General features: G+C 54.2%; 19 protein-coding genes. 11 read left to right on the forward strand and 8 right to left on the reverse strand.

Annotated features, from left to right (window positions below; all coding sequences use genetic code 11):
• Positions 1-28 precede the first annotated feature (28 nt).
• Complete coding sequence (gene merR / locus CTH_RS10280; RefSeq protein ID WP_078666418.1) at positions 29-427, reverse strand: Hg(II)-responsive transcriptional regulator; 399 nt, start codon at positions 425-427, stop codon at positions 29-31.
• Positions 428-556: 129 nt separating this feature from the next.
• Between merR and CTH_RS14385 the strand changes: the two genes are divergently transcribed.
• Positions 557-691, forward strand: a complete 135-nt coding sequence (locus CTH_RS14385) for a hypothetical protein (RefSeq protein WP_278307340.1) — start codon at positions 557-559, stop codon at positions 689-691.
• A gap of 4 nt (positions 692-695) precedes the next feature.
• Here the strand turns inward: CTH_RS14385 and CTH_RS10285 are convergent, their stop codons facing one another.
• From CTH_RS10285 to CTH_RS10295, 3 genes are all read right to left on the reverse strand, one after another.
• A complete protein-coding gene (locus tag CTH_RS10285) occupies positions 696-3,059 on the reverse strand; it encodes an endonuclease MutS2 (RefSeq protein WP_078666417.1) in 2,364 nt (787 codons plus the stop codon).
• A gap of 4 nt (positions 3,060-3,063) precedes the next feature.
• A complete protein-coding gene (locus CTH_RS10290; protein WP_107753801.1) occupies positions 3,064-5,511 on the reverse strand; it encodes a U32 family peptidase in 2,448 nt (815 codons plus the stop codon).
• A gap of 127 nt (positions 5,512-5,638) precedes the next feature.
• Positions 5,639-6,589 (reverse strand): Nif3-like dinuclear metal center hexameric protein, encoded by a 951-nt coding sequence (locus CTH_RS10295; RefSeq protein ID WP_078666415.1) that lies wholly within the window; start codon positions 6,587-6,589, stop codon positions 5,639-5,641.
• 128 nt (positions 6,590-6,717) lie between these two features.
• On the opposite strand from CTH_RS10295, the gene CTH_RS10300 reads away from it, so the two are divergent.
• The 3 genes from CTH_RS10300 (at position 6,718) to CTH_RS10310 (ending at position 8,008) form a co-directional block, all read left to right on the forward strand.
• Positions 6,718-6,990 (forward strand): hypothetical protein, encoded by a 273-nt coding sequence (locus tag CTH_RS10300; protein WP_078666414.1) that lies wholly within the window; start codon positions 6,718-6,720, stop codon positions 6,988-6,990.
• A gap of 119 nt (positions 6,991-7,109) precedes the next feature.
• On the forward strand, positions 7,110-7,406 hold the full coding sequence (locus CTH_RS14550) for a DUF6922 domain-containing protein (protein ID WP_078666413.1): 297 nt from the start codon (positions 7,110-7,112) through the stop codon (positions 7,404-7,406).
• Positions 7,316-8,008: a nucleotidyl transferase AbiEii/AbiGii toxin family protein gene (locus CTH_RS10310; protein WP_159071926.1), complete on the forward strand. Its 693-nt coding sequence runs from the start codon at positions 7,316-7,318 to the stop codon at positions 8,006-8,008. Before CTH_RS14550 ends, CTH_RS10310 begins: the two co-directional genes overlap by 91 nt.
• A gap of 16 nt (positions 8,009-8,024) precedes the next feature.
• Here the strand turns inward: CTH_RS10310 and CTH_RS10315 are convergent, their stop codons facing one another.
• Positions 8,025-8,408, reverse strand: a complete 384-nt coding sequence (locus CTH_RS10315; RefSeq protein WP_242952074.1) for a protease complex subunit PrcB family protein — start codon at positions 8,406-8,408, stop codon at positions 8,025-8,027.
• A 60-nt stretch (positions 8,409-8,468) separates the two neighbouring features.
• Positions 8,469-8,702 (reverse strand): cell division protein ZapA, encoded by a 234-nt coding sequence (locus tag CTH_RS10320; RefSeq protein ID WP_078666410.1) that lies wholly within the window; start codon positions 8,700-8,702, stop codon positions 8,469-8,471.
• A gap of 245 nt (positions 8,703-8,947) precedes the next feature.
• On the opposite strand from CTH_RS10320, the gene nuoE reads away from it, so the two are divergent.
• From nuoE to hydF, 6 genes are read left to right on the forward strand one after another with little or no spacing between them, the layout of a single operon-like run.
• On the forward strand, positions 8,948-9,478 hold the full coding sequence (nuoE, locus tag CTH_RS10325; RefSeq protein WP_078666409.1) for an NADH-quinone oxidoreductase subunit NuoE: 531 nt from the start codon (positions 8,948-8,950) through the stop codon (positions 9,476-9,478).
• Positions 9,479-9,494: 16 nt separating this feature from the next.
• Positions 9,495-11,366: an NADH-quinone oxidoreductase subunit NuoF gene (gene nuoF, locus CTH_RS10330; RefSeq protein WP_078666408.1), complete on the forward strand. Its 1,872-nt coding sequence runs from the start codon at positions 9,495-9,497 to the stop codon at positions 11,364-11,366.
• Positions 11,367-11,388: 22 nt separating this feature from the next.
• Positions 11,389-13,101, forward strand: a complete 1,713-nt coding sequence (locus tag CTH_RS10335) for an NADH-dependent [FeFe] hydrogenase, group A6 (protein WP_200803506.1) — start codon at positions 11,389-11,391, stop codon at positions 13,099-13,101.
• Positions 13,102-13,149: 48 nt separating this feature from the next.
• Positions 13,150-14,532 (forward strand): [FeFe] hydrogenase H-cluster radical SAM maturase HydG, encoded by a 1,383-nt coding sequence (hydG, locus tag CTH_RS10340; protein ID WP_242952073.1) that lies wholly within the window; start codon positions 13,150-13,152, stop codon positions 14,530-14,532.
• Between the two features lie 12 nt (positions 14,533-14,544).
• Entirely contained in the window at positions 14,545-15,867 is a 1,323-nt protein-coding gene (gene hydE, locus CTH_RS10345; RefSeq protein WP_107753806.1) for a [FeFe] hydrogenase H-cluster radical SAM maturase HydE, read from the forward strand.
• A 15-nt stretch (positions 15,868-15,882) separates the two neighbouring features.
• Positions 15,883-17,076, forward strand: a complete 1,194-nt coding sequence (gene hydF, locus CTH_RS10350) for a [FeFe] hydrogenase H-cluster maturation GTPase HydF (protein ID WP_078666405.1) — start codon at positions 15,883-15,885, stop codon at positions 17,074-17,076.
• Between the two features lie 207 nt (positions 17,077-17,283).
• Here the strand turns inward: hydF and CTH_RS10355 are convergent, their stop codons facing one another.
• Positions 17,284-18,093 (reverse strand): class I mannose-6-phosphate isomerase, encoded by an 810-nt coding sequence (locus tag CTH_RS10355; RefSeq protein ID WP_107753809.1) that lies wholly within the window; start codon positions 18,091-18,093, stop codon positions 17,284-17,286.
• Between the two features lie 141 nt (positions 18,094-18,234).
• Here CTH_RS10355 and CTH_RS10360 point away from each other — a divergent pair, with 141 nt between their 5' ends.
• Positions 18,235-18,480: a PGPGW domain-containing protein gene (locus CTH_RS10360; RefSeq protein ID WP_107753811.1), complete on the forward strand. Its 246-nt coding sequence runs from the start codon at positions 18,235-18,237 to the stop codon at positions 18,478-18,480.
• On the opposite strand, the gene CTH_RS10365 is transcribed toward CTH_RS10360, so the two are convergent.
• Positions 18,468-19,088 carry a YigZ family protein gene (locus tag CTH_RS10365; protein ID WP_078665569.1) on the reverse strand — a complete coding sequence of 207 codons (621 nt, stop codon included), beginning with the start codon at positions 19,086-19,088 and terminating at the stop codon, positions 18,468-18,470. The genes CTH_RS10360 and CTH_RS10365 overlap by 13 nt on opposite strands.
• Positions 19,089-19,112: the final 24 nt, after the last annotated feature.

Here is a 19,112-nt window from a genome sequence, read left to right on the forward strand (position 1 = left end):
TCAGTTGTCATCCTCAACAGCTTTAAGTTCAATCATCTTTTAAAGTTTCAAGGATTGGACATTCTTGTAGCTCTTCCTTATTGGGACAGCGTTCTTTCAATTCGTTCAATATTTTTTCAATCCGTCTTAAATCTTTTATTCGTTGTTGAACTTCATCTATTTTTTGAGAAATAAAATTATACATATCCTTACATCGAATTTCACCTTCATCTATAACCTTTAGTAAGTTATGAATTTCACCCAGAGAAAACCCTAGTTCCTGCATGCGTTTAATAAAAAATATACGCTTTACAGTCTCTTCCGAGTACATTCGATACCCAGAATCTGTTCGTAAAGTTTCTTTGATTAATCCTTTTCTCTCATAATACCTGATAGTTTCTTTATTGACATTACATTTAACAGCCAGTTCACTAATACGATATTTCATCTTATTATCACCCCCTGGATAAAGTATAAACCCTGTACTACGGTACAGGGTCAATAACATTTTTTAACGCGTTTTTTTCAGTTCAAAGGGGATAAACTAATAACAAACCGGCAAAGGAGGTTAAAAACTATGCACCTTTTGTTTGGTCGCCGCCGTGAAAAAGATACCTTCGATTTTCCCAATGCCGGCTTCTGGGCCCTGCATCTGGCCACTATTCCCCTGGTTTACATGCTGGGTAAAATGGCCGGAAGGGACCGGGAATAGGAAATTATAACTCGACTACCGTCACGCCGATGCCGCCCTCATTGGCTGCACCGTGACGGTAATTTTTTACCCGTGGATGTTCTTTTAACGCCTGGGTGATGGCTTTGCGCAAAGCCCCTGTCCCTTTGCCATGGATGACATAGACCTGGTTCAGTCCGGCCACCAGGGCGTTATCCAGATATTTTTCCAGTTCATAAAGAGCCTCATCGACCGTCATGCCCCTTAAATCCAGTTCCCGCTTGATAGCAGCGGTTTTGGCCGACATGAGGCTGCCTGCCCCCTGCACTTGCCCCGCTTCCGGATCAGAACCGGCCCGCAAGCGCAGATCCTCCCAGCGTACCGTCATTTTCAGGGCTCCTACCTGAACTACGGCACTAACACCGGGTTTTATCCCACCGACCACAGTGCCTTCCTGGTTTAAACTCAAGACCTTGACCCGGTCCCCCACTTCCAGCTCCCGCGGTGGTCTGCCTCCGGTAGCAACAGACGGGGTTGTCGGGGTGACAGCCTTGTCCGCTTGCAATTTGCGTAAACGGGAACGGGCATCATAGGCTGCTTGCAAGGTCTGGGCCGAAGGCGCCTCTGCCAGTCGGGCCTTCAACTCTGCCACGATATTTTCCGCCTCCTGGCGGGCCTTTTTCACCTCCGCCCAGGCCTCTTCCCGGGCTCTGGCCAGAATCCGTTCCCGCTGAGCCTCCAGTTTTTCCTTGAGCTGCGCATACTCCTGCCGCAGGCGCTCGCTTTCCCGGCGCAACCGCTCGGCTTCCTGGCGTTCCGCTTCTGCTGCCCGCTGGCTGGCCTCCAGGCTCTGGATCAGATCGGCCATTTCCGTTTCCGCCTTGCTCATAAAGGAACGGGCCCGTTCCACCAGCTCCGGAGCCAGCCCCAGCCGGGCGGCAATTTGCAGGGCATTGGAACTCCCCGGCTGACCGATGAGCAAACGGTAAGTAGGCTGCAGGGTATTGACATCAAACTCCACACTGGCATTTTCAATCCCTGGCTGGCTGAAGGCAAAGGTTTTGAGCTGGCTGTAGTGGGTAGTAGCGATGGTTTTGGCTCCCCGCCGATGCAGCTCTTCCAGAATGGCCTGGGCCAGAGCCGCTCCTTCCGCTGGATCGGTACCTGCCCCCAGCTCATCCAGCAAAACCAAACTATCCCGGTCAGCCTCGGCCAGAATGGAGATGATATTGGTCATATGGGAAGAAAATGTGGAGAGGGATTGTTCGATGCTTTGCTCATCCCCGATATCGCAAAAAATCTGCTGATAGAGGCCAATTTCCGTTCCCAGCTCAGCGGGCAGATGCAAGCCCGCCTGAGCCAGAATCACAAACAGGCCTACTGTCTTTAGAGTCACAGTTTTACCGCCGGTATTGGGCCCGGTGATAATCAGGGTGGTGAAATCCCGGCCCAGCCAGATGGTAACCGGCACTACCCGGCCTTTGATTAAAGGATGGCGCCCGCCTTTAATGTAAATATAGCCATCCCGGTTCAGTTTTGGCCCTACGCCATCCCAGCGCTGGCTCAAAGTCCCTTTGGCCAGGGCAAAATCCAGATGGGCCAGGGCCTCCACCGCCAGTTCCAGCTGGTCAATTTCCGCCACCACCCGGGCCGTCAGTTCCTGCAGAATGCGTTCAATTTCCTCTTCCTCTTCCGCCTTCAGCCTTTTCAGATCATTATTGATTTCCACCACGGCCATGGGTTCAATAAACAGGGTCGCCCCGCTGCCTGACTGGTCATGGATCAGACCGGGGAACTGGCCGCGATATTCATTTTTCACCGGCACCACATAGCGGTCCCCCCGCTGGGTGACAATGGGGTCCTGCAGCATTTTCTGCCATTCCGGGGAACGGATAATCTGTTCCAGTTTTTCCTTCACCCGGACACTATGGCTGCGAATCTGCCGCCGCAGGGCAGCCAGCCGGGGAGAAGCTTCATCAGCCACTTCCCCGCCCGGTAAAATCGCGCGGTAAATGGCATCCTCGACCGGTTTAAAGCTGGCCAGGTTAGCGGCATATTCCTGGAGCAGCGGATAATGTTCCTTCAGTTCTGCAAAAAAGCGCTTCAAGCGGCGGCTGGCCCGCATGCTGTCTGCAACAGCCAGCAGTTCCTCCGGAGCCAGCACCGCGCCCCGTTTGGCCCGGCCCACAGCCTGACGCGGGTCTTTTAAACCGGACCAGGGCAGATCGGGATACACGCGCAACAATTCCCGGGCTTCCTGAGTCTCCTGCTGGCGGCGGCGAATTTCCGCCTCCTCGGTAGTGGGTAACAGGTTTTCCGCCAGCTCCCGGCCCAGGTTGCTCATGGTGCAATCGGCCAACTGGGCGATGATTTTGCTGTATTCCAGTTTTTCCAGAGCGCGATTGTTCATTGTCTTAATCCTTTTCCTCCTCTTCCACCTGCAATACCCCCCGGTACCAGTGGCCTTTGGTCAAACCGCCCGGACTGAGTTTTTGCAGGAATTCCCGGGCCTGAGGCAGCACCTTTCCGGCCAGAGCCTGCCGGTAAACCGCCACCACCTGCCGGATTTTCTCGGAATCTGCTAAACGCAAATCCAGCCGCAGGGCTTTGAGCCCGGACAGGCCGGGAAGGGGCAATTCATCCAGCAAAGCCAGTTCCCTGGGATTAAAAACATGCATGTGACAGAACTGGTCCATGCGCAAGGGGAACACCAGATTGAGGCGGTCTTTCAGCCCGTAAGTTCCCTGGCGACAGGGCTGGGAACACTTTTTGCCGGGCCGCCGTCCCCCCAGCAAACTGCCCACTGCACAATATTCGGAAACCATCATGGTAATATGGCCGTGAACCAGGACCTCCAGCGGCAAGCCCGTGGCCGCCAGCTCCATTACCTGTTCCCCCGTCAGTTCCGGGGAAAGGGTGATGCGGCTGGCTCCCAGCTGCTGCAAGATCTGGACTGTGACTTGATTAAAGGCATTTAAGGGCCAGTCTGCTACTAATTCGCCCTGGTAGCCCTGGGCCCGCAACCAGTGCAGCAAACCCAGATTGCTGACCAGCAAACCGGCAGGGGGCTGTTGCTGCAAGATCTGCTCCAGCCAGGGAATATACCCCTGCCATTCTTCCTCCTGCAGAATGCGGGGAGTAGCCAGCCAGAGCCGCTCCGTTCCGGGCAGTTGCGCCCAATCTGTTTTCTCCCGCTGGTGCCGCCACCATTCTGCACCCAGATAGACCAGGTCCGCCCCGGCGGCCAGGGCCGCTTCCGCTCCTGACCAGCTGGCTACCTGGACGGTGAGCAGTGGTCTGCCCTGATTGCGGCTTTCTTGCCGGGGTAAAGGTTGCCAGTGTACTGCCGGTGCTGCCGGTCTGGCCCAGGGTTTAAGCCGGGCGGCCGTCAAGCGGGATATAGCCTGGCGGCGAGCCTCATTGAGCAAACTGAGGGGCACCATAATCTCCCCTTGCAGCCGGGCCTCCAGCCCTATCAGCTGATAGGGGGTATTGCCCAGGCGTCCCAGCTGCTGCCACAGTACCTCCTCGGTCAGGGGACGCTTCTGGGCCTGCTGGGCTGGTTCCGCTGTCCAGGCTTCCCCCCGGTTCCCCTGTTCATCCAGATAGACCAGGTGTAACGGCTGTCCCACTGACCCCTCTACCTGTACCGTTACCGGCAGGGGTTTAACTTCCCTGCGGGCCCGTTCCATCAAATCTATATCCAGGGTCTTGAAGACCCGGTCACCTACACTGACCTGGCCTGGACTGGGTAACCAGACCTTTTCTCCGGCAGCTGCCGCCACCGGACTGGTCAGCCCCAGCCGTCCGCCTATTTTGACCCAGATTTCCAGACCGTCCCCTACCCGCAGGAGTTCCTCCAGGACCAGCTCAAACCGGCGTTTGGCCCGATCCACCCGGGACACCCGGCCGATTTTCAGGCCCCGGTTATTGGGCCGTTTATAACTCATCAGTTCTGCCCCGGGATTGCCGGCAAAATAGCCGCGGGTGAAATCCCGGTTAAAAATCTGGGCCAGATCTTTTTTCTCCTCAGCTGTTACCTGGAAGGCCCCGGCCGCCAGGCGGTCCAGAGCCTGGCGATAAACCCGCACTACAGTAGCGACATATTCCGGCCGTTTCATTCGACCTTCAATTTTGAGAGAAGTAATCCCTGCTTCGACTAAACGGGGCAAATCTTCCACCAGATTCAAATCCCGGGGACTGAGCAGATGTTTACCCACTTCCTCAGCGGTTAGCTCCCGTCCCTGCTGATCCACGAGGGTATATTGCAAGCGGCAGGGCTGGGCACAGCGGCCCCGATTGCCACTGCGGCCGCCAATCAGGGAAGACATCAAACACTGGCCGGAATAGCAAATACACAGGGCACCATGGACAAAAACTTCCAGTTCGGCCCTGGTCCGGGCCCGAATCCGTTTCATATTTTCCCAGCTGACTTCCCGGGCCAGCACCACCCGCTGAAAGCCCAGTTCTTCCAGCTGCCTGACTCCTGCTGCATTGTGAATAGTCATCTGGGTAGAAGCATGCAACTCCAGATCAGGGAGATATTTACGGGCCAGGGCCGCCAGCCCCAGGTCCTGCAGTATAACCGCATCTGCTCCTCGCTCATAGAGAAAACCCAGGTAATCCAGAGCTTCCGGCAGCTCCTGGTCTGCTACCAGGGTATTAACGGCAACAAATACCTTCACTCCGCGCAAGTGGGCAAAATCCAGCGCTTCCCCCAGTTCCTGGCGGTCAAAATTGGCGGCATACTGGCGGGCACTGAAGTTTTTGCCCCCCAGGTAAACGGCATCAGCCCCATTGGCCACCGCCGCTTCCAGTGCCTCCCAGGAACCTACCGGGGCCAGCAATTCGGGTAGTTTCACAGCAATTACCTCCACCTTATCACTTAAACAATTCTATTCTATCCTAATGGCCAGCTGGCTTCAACTTGGTTTCCATAAAAATACACCTCCAGCCATAGTATGGCTGAAGGTGTCCTGTCCTAAACGGTTAGCGCTTGACCCGAATCAGGCCAGAGCAGGGAATGATTTCAATCCCCGCCGCTTCCAGCCGGTCCAGGAAAAGGTTCATGCCCAGGGAGTCACTGGCAATGTGGCCGGCGATCACTACATTGACACGGGCTTTTTCTGCCCGCTCCCGGTGTTTTTCGCTGATATGCATGCCCACCAGAGTGCCTACTCCTGCTTTAGCCCATTCATCATAGGCATCCTCAGAACCGCCAGTGCCACCGGTCATGTCCACGAAAATCCTACCACAGCGGCGGGATTCATCCCCGACAAAAATGGTGGGGCCTGCCCCCTGCCGGGCTGCTTCGGCATATTCGGGGATGGTTTTCAGTTCTTTCAGCAAATCGGCAATGGTTTCCGGCTGTTTCTCGTCCAGATATTTTTGCAGCCAGGAAGTTACCAGGTTATCCGAAGGAGTATGACAGCACATCAGGGGGATTTCCAGCAAACGGGCCACATCCACCGGCCGCTGGTGGTTATAGGGCATGATATTGCGCATGACTTCCTTGATGCGTCCAGCCATAATGCTTTCAGCGATATTAACCGGCACCCCCCACTGATAGAGGAGGTCGGACTGGATATGCATGACCTGATGCAGGGCCGCAAAAGCCCGCCCCTCCGGATGGTGGGCCAGCACCAGGTCGATTTCCTTGCCTTTTTCCCGCAGCCGGTCAGCCAGCAATAATTCACCGGCTTCGATATCGATGCCCACCAGAATCCGCTTGACTTCCTTCTCCGGGTCCCCCCAGAGAATCCTGGTGTCACTGTAAGGATTGGTCAGGGACTCGGTATCGAAAAAAGCCTTATCTTCCGCTTCCAGTTTTTCGTAGCTTTTCCGGGTCAGGCGCAAATCCCTTTCTACTGCCTGTTTCCCCCGCGGGTCAGCTTCCATTCCCATTTCTACCGCCAGCTGATAGATCTCTTTCAGTTTCATTAAATAGTCCTCCTCTGTCTACGGTATCCTGAAATATTTTACCACAGTATGTCGTAAAGGGCAAATTGACTTGCCAGGGTATGTATATTATGATGAAATTAACCTCTGGGCTGTAAAGGAGAATGGAGATGGCAAGCAAAATTCTTGGCCTGACTGCGGAAGAAATACAGGTGGAATTGAAACGTATTGGTCAGCACTGTCACTGGACGCTACTGGAAGAAAAAAACAATTCGCTGATCTTCCGGACGGAGTTCGGAAACCTGACCTTGACCTGGTCTAGCTTGCCTCCTGAGCAACTGGGCAGTTTCTTTTTGCCAAGAACGCAATTGTTTATGGAAGGGGAACCCACTGCTCTGGTACGGCTGGATGAGGCCCTGCGCTGCCTGCGGGCGGGGGGGTAGGGTTGTTAATTCTATTGTAGTTTCACGCTATTCAACTTATAGCAATTATAATTACGTGGTATAATTATATTAAGATAGTGATTGTCTTGAAGTATAATACAACCAGAGGGTGATAAACCATGCTACCCGTGGAATTGCATCAATTTTTTTGGGAATATGATGTGCAAACATTAGACCAAACCGCCCATTGGTTTCAAATTATAGAACGGATCCTGGAATACGGAGATCTGGAAGCCAACCGCTGGCTTTACCGAACCTATACCAGGGAACAGATTGCAGAAGTAGTCAGGAACAGCCGGAATATATCCAGGAGGACGGCTATTCTGTGGCAAAACCTATTGGGTATACCAAAGGAGGAAGTGGTTTGTTTGAACACATCATGTCAAAGGAACGATATATCCTTCTTGAGCAATTAGCAAGACACTCCCTGGTACAAACCTTTTATTTAGCAGGAGGGACCGGGGCAGCTCTTTATCTGGGCCACCGTTGGTCAGAAGACCTGGATTTTTTCTCAGAGCAAGAATTTGACCCTTTTCAACTTGCCGGAAAACTGGCCAATTTTGAGGGGTTTCTTTTAACCAGCCAGGGACCGGGAACTCTCCACTGTTTTATTTACGGCGTAAAAGTAAGTTTTCTCTATTATCCCTATCCCCGCCTCGAAACCGGGCTTACCTACAAAAACATTCAATTAGCATCATTAAAGGATATTGCCTTAATGAAACTGGTTGCTTTAGTGCAACGGGGGACAAAAAAAGATTTTGTGGACTTATTCTTTTTGGACAAGGAACAGATTAAGTTCGAAGATATTTTTAAAGCTTATCCGGATAAATACCCGGTTAAAACCTTTCAGCCACTGGTTTTTTTAAAATCCCTCGGATATTTTGATGATGCAGAATTAGAGCCAATGCCCAGGCTGTTTCGGGAGGTATCCTGGTCAGAGATCAAAAAATATTTTTTACAACGCCAAAAAGAATTAACAGATTATTTTATATGTAAAGACACTAATTTAGAAAAATAGTAAGAGCAATAAGTCTCTAGCGACACCGTACTTCTACCGCCTGCCGCTCCTTCTTGGCATTCCAGTAATATTTAATACTGATCCGGCTACCCTTGCGGAAATTGAGCTTACCCTGGTAACGAAAAACCAGCACTTTCCCCTGCACCCGGGCCTTGAAAGCCATAGCTCCCTGCCGTCCCAGATACTGCCCCTGTACGGTATAATAGACCGGCGGGGCTTTTATTTCTTGCAGCAGCTTGAATTCAACCCCACTTTCAGACACTATCCGCCAGCGCCAGCCTGCCAGAGGTTTAACCCGGATTATCAGCTGCGGATAGGTAAGCACAGCGGCTGTCACAGCATCAGGAGGCGGTACCTTTTCCCGCACCCGTACCGTGACCACTCCTTCGATTTCTTCCACCCCTGCTACCTCCAGCCCGTAACCAGCCGAGGGCTTTTGCCCCAGATTAATCACCACCCCTCAGGGCAGCATTTTCACCAGACTCTCATATTCTTCCTTTAATGTCAGGTAATCATTGGCCAGATTCAAGGCAGCCAGCACAGCCACCTGGTGTAAAGGCAGAGAAGGATTGCCCGCCAGAATCGAACGCATCATTTCATCCAGCAGGGCAGCTGCCTTTTCAATCTGCTCCGGACTGGCCTCCCCTTTTATGCGATATTTTTCTCTGACAATCGTCACTTCTACCGTGTTCATACCTGATCCCTCCGCCCTGTTTAATTATACCATTCGCCAGTAAATGTTGAACTCCTTTTTTTGTGATAATTATCAAAATTACAACTTTTAGTCCTGGTCTTGTCTCAAGGCCAGCTAATATGTAAAATTAGTTTGTGAAAGTGAAGCTGCGAACAATCCTTTTTATTTTACCATTCTAGGGACCAACATTGTCCCTCCGGGACAAAAATTGTACTAACACAATCACGGAAAGAGAGGGATATGCTATGACTGAATGCACATGTAAGTGTGGCAGCAAAAGCGCCGACCCCAGATTCAAGGAACTGGATGCTATTATCGCCAAACACCGGGAGGAAGCAGGGGCCCTGATTCCGGTACTGCATGCCGCCCAGCAGCTGTTTGGCTATTTGCCCCGGGAGGTCATGGAATATATCGCCAGAGAACTGAATGTCCCGGCCAGTGAAGTCTACGGCGTTGTTACTTTCTATTCCTATTTCTCCACCCAGCCTATTGGCAAATACAAAATCGGTGTCTGCCTGGGCACAGCCTGTTATGTCAAAGGTTCCGGCCTGCTCCTGGAAGATCTGAAAAAGCAACTGGGCATTGACGTCGGTCAGACCACCCCTGACGGTTTGTTTACCCTGGAAGCCACCCGCTGTATCGGTGCCTGCGGTCTGGCTCCTGTTATCGCTATCAATGACCAGGTCTATGGCCGTCTGACCAGTAAAGACCTGGCTGCTATCCTGGAAGAATATCGCCAGCGGGAAGGTCAGGTTTCTCCCGCTATTGCAGGTTAAGCGGAGGTGCAAATTCATGCTAAGTATTAACCAGCTGAATGAACTCAAGGAAGCTGCCCTGGCCCAGCTGGCTTTGCGCCAGGGTCAGGCTGCTGCTGATGGTTATCGCTGGCACATCCTGGTCTGTGCCGGTACCGGTTGTACCTCATCTGGCAGCCTTAAAGTTGCGGAAGCCCTGGAAAGCAGTCTGGCTGAGGCCGGTCTCAGTCAACAGGCCAAAGTGGTTAAAACCGGTTGTTTCGGTTTCTGTCGCTTAGGACCTATTGTAGTAATCTATCCCGACGAAACTTTCTACACCTCTGTCTCTCCAGCTGATGCCGCTGAAATCGTCAATTCCCATCTCCTGCAGGACCGACCGGTAAAACGTTTGCTTTATCACGGGCCTGAGGCAGAGGAAGTGATCGAGAAATTCCGGGACATCGATTTCTTCCGCTATCAAAAGCGGATTGCCCTGCGCAACTGCGGGCAAATTGACCCGGAAAATATCCATGAATACATTGCCCGTGATGGCTACCAGGCCCTGGCCAAAGCATTGACCAGCCTGACTCCTGCTGAGGTTATTGCTACTGTCAAGGCCTCAGGCCTGAGAGGCAGGGGTGGTGGTGGTTTTCCCACCGGTCTGAAGTGGGAATTTACCGCGAATGCACCAGGTGAAATCAAGTATGTCGTCTGCAATGCCGATGAAGGCGACCCCGGGGCCTTTATGGACCGTTCCATCCTGGAAGGGGATCCGCACAGTGTGCTGGAAGCCATGGCCATTGCCGGTTATGCCATCGGGGCCCAGCAGGGTTATATCTATGTCCGGGCCGAATATCCCATTGCCGTGGAACGGCTGAAAATTGCCATTGCTCAGGCCCGGGCCCTGGGTGTGCTGGGCAAAAACATCTTCAACAGCGGTTTTAATTTTGATGTAGATATTCGTTTAGGGGCTGGTGCCTTTGTCTGTGGTGAGGAAACCGCGCTGCTCACCTCCATTGAAGGTCACCGCGGCGAACCCCGGCCCCGGCCGCCTTTCCCGGCAGTCAAGGGTTTGTGGGGCAAGCCTACCCTCATCAATAACGTAGAAACCTATGCCAATATCCCGATGATTATCCTCAATGGTGCTGACTGGTATGCCGCCATGGGGACAGAAAAAAGCAAGGGCACCAAGGTCTTTGCTATCGCCGGCAAAATCAACAATACCGGTTTGATCGAAGTGCCCATGGGCACTACCCTGCGCCAGGTTATCTTCGAAATCGGGGGCGGAATTCCCAATGGTAAGGCTTTCAAAGCCGCCCAGACCGGGGGACCTTCCGGCGGGTGTTTGCCTGCCAGCCATCTGGATACCCCCATTGAATACGATTCCCTGCTGGCAGCCGGTTCGATGATGGGCTCCGGTGGCTTGATTATCATGGATGAAACTGACTGTATGGTGGACATTGCCCGCTTCTACCTGGAATTCACTGTCGATGAATCCTGTGGCAAATGTACCCCCTGCCGGATTGGTACCAAACGCATGCTGGAAATTCTGGAGCGGATCACTTCCGGTCAGGGCACCATGGCAGATCTGGACAAGCTGGAAACCCTGGCCCGCAATATCAAGAACAGTTCCCTTTGCGGCCTGGGCCAGTCCGCTCCCAACCCGGTACTCAGTACTCTTAAACATTTCCGGGATGAGTACCTGGCCCATATCCAGGAAAAGAGATGCCCGGCCGGAGTCTGTCAGGCCTTACTGAACTATGTGATTGATCCTACCCTCTGCAAAGGCTGCAGTCTCTGTGCCAAAGCCTGTCCCGCCGGGGCGATCAGCGGTGTGGTTAAGTCACCCTTTGTAATTGACCAGGAAAAATGCCTCAAATGCGGCGCCTGTGTCAGCAAATGCAAATTCGGAGCCATCAGCAAGAAGTAATGAGGTGAAGATAATGACTGAAATGGTGCAATTGACCATAGATGGACAAACGGTAGAAGTACCAGCAGGCACCACCGTGCTGGAGGCGGCCCGCCAGCTGGGCATCAAAATCCCTACCCTCTGCTATATGAAAGAACTCAATGAAATCGGGGCCTGCCGGGTTTGTCTGGTAGAGGTACAGGGGGCCCGTACTTTGCAGGCTGCCTGTGTCCTGCCCGTTAGCCCCGGCATGGTGGTCAATACCAAAAGTCCGGCAGTACGGGAAGCCCGGCGAACGGCAGTGGAGCTGATTATTTCCGACCACCCCCAGGAATGCCTGACCTGTGCCCGCAACCGTACCTGTGAATTGCGGGTACTGGCCGAGGAAGTGGGAGTACGGCAGATTCCCTATACCGGAGCTACTACTCAGCTGCCTGTTGATGCCAGCTCCCCCTCTATCGTCCGCGATCCCCGCAAGTGTGTCCTCTGTCGCCGCTGTGTGGCAGTATGCCAGCAGGTGCAGCAGGTAGGCTGTCTGCAGGCAGCCGAGCGGGGCTTCGACACCAATATCACTCCGGCCTTTGGGGATAACCTCAATGAGGCAGTTTGCACCTTCTGCGGCCAGTGTGTGCTGGTCTGCCCCACCGGGGCCCTGACCGAGAAAAATGAAACTGCCCGTGTCTGGTCCGTCCTGGCCAATCCCGAAAAGCACGTAGTGGTTCAGGTGGCTCCTGCCGTGCGGGTTTCCATCGGGGAAGAGCTGGGCTATGAACCCGGCACTGTCCTGACCGGTAAACTGGTGGCCGCTCTGCGCCGCCTTGGTTTTGACCGCGTTTTTGATACCAATTTTGCTGCTGACCTGACCATCATGGAAGAAGGTCACGAACTGCTAGAACGGCTGGAAGAGGGCGGCTCCCTGCCGCTGATCACTTCCTGCTGTCCCGGCTGGGTCAAATATATAGAGCATTTCTTCCCCGATTTGCTAAAACATCTGTCCAGCTGCAAATCCCCGCACCAGATGTTCGGGGCGGTGGCCAAAACCTATTATGCCAGCAAACACGGGATTGACCCGGCCAGCATAGTGGTGGTATCCATTATGCCCTGTACCGCCAAGAAGTTTGAAATCCAGCGGCCGGAAATGCAGGCCTCCAGCTACCAGGATGTGGACATCGTCCTCACCACCCGGGAACTGGGCGCCATGCTGCGGGAAGCCGGTCTGGATCTCAGGAATCTGCCTGACGAAGATTTTGATCAGCCTCTGGGCCAATCCACCGGTGCCGGTGTCATTTTCGGCACCACCGGCGGGGTAATGGAAGCGGCCCTCAGAACAGTGGCAGAAGTGACCAGCGGCCAGCCCCTGGCTGAGATTGAATTCCAGCAAGTGCGGGGCTTCAATGGCATTAAGGAAGCGGAAGTAGAACTAAAAGGGCGCAGGCTGAAACTGGCGGTAGCCCACGGCCTGGCCAATGCCAAACAGCTGCTGACCGCCCTGCAAAAAGGCGAAGCGGAATACCATTTTATCGAAATTATGGCCTGTCACGGCGGCTGTATCGGTGGTGGCGGCCAGCCGATTCCTACCACCTGGGAAGTGCGGCAAAAGCGGGCCCAGGGTATTTACCAGTGCGACTCCCAGGCCCGGTTCCGCAAGTCCCACGAAAACCCGGCTATCAAGGAGCTGTATGCCGAGTTTCTGGGCCATCCTTTGAGTCACAAGAGCCACCAGCTTTTGCATACCAGGTACCAACCACGCCGCTAATGTGTTAAAATATTAGACAGAGGTAAATCAGAATCGGAGGTAATGATTATGCAAATTCCAACCTGGCTGGCGGAAGCTGATCTGGAAAATCTGCTCAGGGAAGCGGCTAAGCCTTCTGCTCCCCGGGTGCGGGAGATTCTGGCCAAAGCAGCAACTGCGCAGGGCCTGACTCTGGCCGAAGCGGCTCAGCTTCTGCAAATCGAAGATGAAGAACTGCTGACCGAGCTGTTCCAGGCCGCCGGTCAGGTGAAGGAACGGATTTACGGGCGAAGGGTGGTCATCTTCGCCCCCCTTTATCTAACCAATGAGTGCCACAATAATTGCCTCTACTGCGGCTTTCGGGCAGCCAACCGCAGTTTGGCCCGCCGCACCCTGACTGTGGAAGAGGCCGTGGCTGAAGCGAAAGCCCTGGAAAGCCAGGGCCACAAGCGCTTGCTGCTGGTAGCCGGTGAAAATGGCCGCCAGGCCGCTGTAGACTATATCGTTCAGGTGATTGAAGCCATTTATCAGCAGGCGGATATTCGCCGCCTCAATGTCAATATCGCCCCACTGGATGGGGAGGGCTTCCGCCGCCTGAAAGCGGCCGGAATCGGCACCTATCAACTTTTCCAGGAAACCTATCATCTCGACACTTACAGGCAGATGCACCCTGCGGGAGCGAAAGCCGATTATCACTGGCGGGTCAGCGCCCCGGAACGGGCCCTGCAGGCCGGTATCGATGATATCGGGATGGGCGTCCTCTATGGTCTCTATGACCACAGGTACGACACCCTGGCGCTGCTGGCCCATGCCCATTATCTGGATCGCACTTATGGGGTTGGCCCCCATACCCTGTCTGTACCCCGGCTGCGTCCGGCTCCGGGATCACAGCTCCAGGCTGCGCCCTATCCCGTTTCCGACCGGGATTTCAAGAAAATCGTGGCCGTTCTGCGCCTGGCTGTTCCTTACACCGGCCTGATTCTTTCGACCCGGGAGACGCCAGCCTTCAGGGATGAACTCTTGCATCTGGGTATTAGCCAGATTTCCGCCGGTTCGGCTACTTCCCCCGGCGGTTACCGGGAACGGGCCCGGACTGCCGACCCGACAGAACAGTTCGCTATCGAGGATCATCGCACTCTGGATGAAGTGATTACCTGTGTCCTCCAGGCGGGGTTCATCCCCAGTTTTTGCACCGCCTGCTATCGCAGCGGCCGCACCGGGGAACGCTTTATGCAACTGGCCAAGAGCGGTAATATCCAGAATGTCTGCCAGCCCAATGCCCTGCTGACTTTACAGGAATATCTCCTCCACTTTGGCAGTGAGGCTGCCCGCAACGCAGCTGCCCCTGTCCTGGCTAAAGAGCAGGAAGCCATCCGGCGGGAGGATATTCGCCGTCTCACCGCTGACCGCTTGCGCCGTCTGGAGCAGGGCGAAAAAGATCTGTACCTGTAAGGCGGTGAAGTCATGAGTCTCCTGCAAAAATTCATGGCTAAGGCCAGAACAGAGCCATCATTGCTGCTGGTCTGTGCCTCCACCCAGCATATGTTGAAAGCAGACCACGCCTTGCGGGAAGCGGGAATTGCAACGGAACTGCTGCCTACTCCCCGGGGCATAGGTTCAGCCTGTACCACTGTCATCCGCTTTGCTGCCAGCCACCGGACCGAAGTGGAAAAAATCCTGGCCGCTGAAGCCATTGAGTGGGAAGGCATCTATCCTTATTCCACCCAGCCCCGGCGCATCGACTGGTCACCAGTCTATGCCTACCCCCTGGCCGCTGATTACCGGGAATTGCTGCAGCGTCTGGAGCGGGAAGAACCCTTGAGTCAGGAGGAGCTGGCCCGTTTACTGGCTGTGCAGGATGAAGCGGAAGAACAGGCTTTGCTTACCGCCGGTGATCTGGTCCGCCAGGAATGTGTAGGCGACATGGTGGATATCCGGGGTGCCATCGAGTTTTCCAACTACTGCCGTAAAAACTGTTACTACTGTGGCCTGCGCCGGGATAATACAGTTCTGCCCCGCTATCGCATGAGCGAAGAGGAAATTCTGGCCACAGTGGATGAAATCTACCGTCTGGGCTTGCGCACCGTGATCCTGCAATCGGGCGAAGACCCCTATTATACTACGGAAAAAATCCTGCGTCTCATCCGGACCATCAAGGAAAGATACGGCCTGCGCATCACCCTCAGTCTGGGAGAACGCAGGGCGGAAGAATACCGGCTACTTCGGGAAGCAGGGGCCAACAACTATCTGCTCAAACTGGAAAGCGGCTCCCCCTGTCTGTTTGCAGCCGCCCATCCTGATGATGATTACGGGGAACGGCGGCGACATCTGCAGTTAATCAAACAGGCCGGACTTTTAAGCGGATCCGGCAATATCGTGGGCCTTCCCGGGCAGACAGTAATGGACCTGGCCGCCGATATTCTCCATTTTAAAGATGATGGCATTCACATGATCGGTATCGGCCCCTTTTTACCGGCAGCCAATACCCCCTGGGCCGATCAGCCGCCAGGGGATTTGCACCTCTGTCTGCGGGTAGTGGCCCTGACCCGGATAGTCTGCCAGAATGTTTTCCTGCCCGCCACTACCGCTATGGCTACCCTGCATCCCCGCGGCCAGGAACTGGCTCTGCGCGCCGGTGCCAATACCATTATGTTGATTATGACCCCACCCCAGTACCGGGGTAATTACCAGATCTACAGCAACAAAAATCCCGTCAATCTCAACTATGCACTGGAGCAGATCGCCCGGGCCGGCCGCCGGCCCCCCCGGTATCTGCGCCAGGGATGAACAGGAGGAACACTGATGCTGGAAACCCCTCGTGCCAATCGCCTGCATATTGCCCTTTTCGGTCGCCGCAATGCCGGTAAATCCAGTCTGATCAATGCCCTGACCAACCAGGACATCGCCCTGGTCTCCCCTATCCCCGGCACCACCACAGATCCAGTCTACAAAGCCATGGAAATCCTGCCCCTGGGCCCGGTAGTGCTGATCGATACCGCCGGTCTGGATGATGAAGGGGAACTGGGCCAGCTGCGGGTACAAAAAACCCGGGAAGTGCTGCCCAAAGCCGATCTGGCCCTGCTGGTGGTGGATGCTACTACCGGGATAACCAGCTTTGACCGGGAGATCGCCGCCCTCTGCCGGCAGCACAACCTGCCCCTGGTCGGCGTGCTAAACAAGAGCGACCTGGCTGACCCCGATCTGGCTGCTGCCCGGGCCGTCCTCGACCTCCCCTGGGTAAAGGTTAGCAGCCGTACCGGCGCCGGAATCGAAGAACTGAAACAGGCGATGATCGAGCAGGCCCCGCAAAACTGGGAGCCGGAAACTATCCTGGGCGACCTGGTCAAGCCCGGTGATACAGTGGTACTGGTCGTCCCCATTGACTCCGCTGCTCCCAAAGGCCGCTTGATACTGCCGCAAGTTCAGGTACTGCGGGATTGCCTGGATCATGGGGTAATGGCCTATGTTTGCCGGGAATTCGAACTGGAACAAACCCTGGCCAATCTCCAGCAGCCCCCGGCCCTGGTGGTCACCGATTCCCAGGCCTTTGGCCTGGTCTCCCGGCTGGTGCCAGAAAATGTACCATTGACCAGCTTTTCCATCCTCTATGCCCGCTACAAAGGAGATCTGGCCACCCTGGCCGCAGGTGCACGAGCGATCTCAGCGTTAAAACCCGGGGACCGGGTGCTGATCGCTGAAGCCTGTACCCATCACCGGCAACCCGATGATATCGGCAGGGCCAAAATTCCCCGCTGGCTCAATCAGCTGGCAGGCGGAGAACTGCAGTACACCTGGTCATCCGGGCAGGGCTATCCCGATAACCTGGAGGATTTTAAATTAATCGTCCATTGTGGTGCCTGTATGTTAAACCGGCGTTCCATGCTACACCGCCTGCAACAGGCCCGCAGTCGCCAGGTGCCCATTGTCAACTACGGGGTACTGATTGCTGCCGTCCATGGCATTCTGGAACGGGTTCTGAAGCCTTTTGGGGTGTAAAACAGAAAATTTAAGACCCTTTGTCAATATATCTGGCAAAGGGTCTCTTATTCGTCTTCCAGCAATTGTCTGGCATTTTCACGAATATACAATTCAATGTACTTTCCGATAGTCCCAAAGTTAACAAGGTCTGGAGTCCTGCTTGCGGTGCATACTCCATAATGGGAAAATCGCTGCCATACAAGAAACTAAAATTATTATATTATATCAAATATTTCCATTCAAGATTAAAACCTCTATCTTGCCTCCTAACCAAACCGGTGTTGAATCCAGCCAATACACTGTTCCCGGTTTCACCTGATAGAGCCACCGGCCACTGCTAAGCTGCCCCTCCCCCTTTAGACCGACCAGGAAAAACCAGGAACCGCCGGGGGATAGTTGCATCTGCCCTTGCAAATTGAGTTTCTGTAATCTGAAAGCCGGACAATGCAATTCCGTCAGCTGCCGTTCCAGGGTAGACACCACGATATTTTCTTCTACAGCAGCAGTGTTAAGCAGCGCCAGTCCTTTCTCTATCTGCAGTTTCCTGCCCCGTCCCCAGTCGTACAGCCGGTAGGTCAGGTCTACCGCAGTTTGTACTTCCACCAATCTTACCCCGGCGCCAATGGCATGGATAGTCCCGGGAGGCACAAAGATCATATCCCCGGCCCGCACTTTCACTTTTTTCACCAGTTTTTCCAGCTGGCCCGCGCGAATAGCCGCTTCCACCTCTTTTTTTTCCACTGGACGCTGAAACCCATAATAGATATACGCTCCTGGTTCAGTGGACCAGATATACCAGGCCTCCGTTTTACCCCTTTTGCCCTCACTCTGCCAGGCCTGGGCATCGCCCGGATGGACCTGCAGGGAAAGGGGTGCCGCTGCATCGATAAATTTCACCATCAGGGGCATACCCGGTACCGTATACCACATTTCCCCTATCCGTCTTCTCCCCTCCTGGTGCAGTCCCTGGCGCCAGAACCAGGTACCGCCCCACAGGGTTTCCTTTAACTCAGGCTGGACTGGAAGAATGCTCATTCACTGTCCCCTCGATTGTGCTGTGTGTGATTGTGTAATATACTATCGGGGACCAGGAATCCGGGTGCCAGTCCCATTGCTTTTGCCCGGTTAATCAGTCATAATAGAAGTGTGAAGAAGTCCCAAAGGAAGGAGACGCTCATGAGAGAAAAAGCTAAAAAGCTGTTGCGCCTCAGCCTGGGCCTGATTTTTCTAATCCTGGGCATCGCCGGTCTCTTTTTACCAGTTCTGCAGGGAATTCTGTTTTTGCTGCTGGCCCTCTATTTGCTGGCCCCCGATTGGCCCTGGGCCCGGAAATGGCAAAAAAAATTACAGGCCAGATATCCCGGCCTGGCTAATAGATTGCGTTTCTGGAAGGGACCGCTGAAAGGCATTTACGGCAAGTAACAGCTTTCCCCCCATTCCACCTGCAGCTGTCCCTGCCCCAGTTCCGCCACTTCCTTTTCCAGCTTGTTTTGCAGCTCAGGGAGTAACCAACCCCTTACCTGGACTTCTGCTCCATAAAGCGGTTCTTCCAGTTTACCCTCCAACTTTTCCAGCAGATGGAGGATGGAGCCCAAAAGCGGGTAAGGAACTATAATGGTAAATCGCCGATAAAGGTGATAGGTAACAATCCCGGCTGCCTCCAGCCCCTTAACGGCACTTTCCGTATAAGCCCGCACCAGGCCCCCTGCTCCCAGCAAAGTGCCGCCAAAATAGCGGGTCACTACCAGTACGCAGTTGGTTACCTCCTGTTTGCGCAATACCTCCAGTACCGGCATGCCGGCTGTTCCCGCCGGTTCGCCATCATCACTGAACCTTTCTGCCGGTACCGGCATTCCCACCCGCCAGGCTGGAACATTGTGAGTAGCATCCCAGTGTTTTTTGCGAATAGCCTCGACAAATTCCTGGGCTGCCTCGGCAGTTTCCACAGGCTTTACATAACAGATAAACCGGGATTTTTTGATCACAATTTCCGCCACCGCTTCCCGGCCTACCGAACGATAGCTGTCCATCCCTTGTCCTTCCTTTCTCTTTCT

The organism is Carboxydocella thermautotrophica (assembly GCA_003054495.1).
GTDB lineage: Bacteria > Bacillota.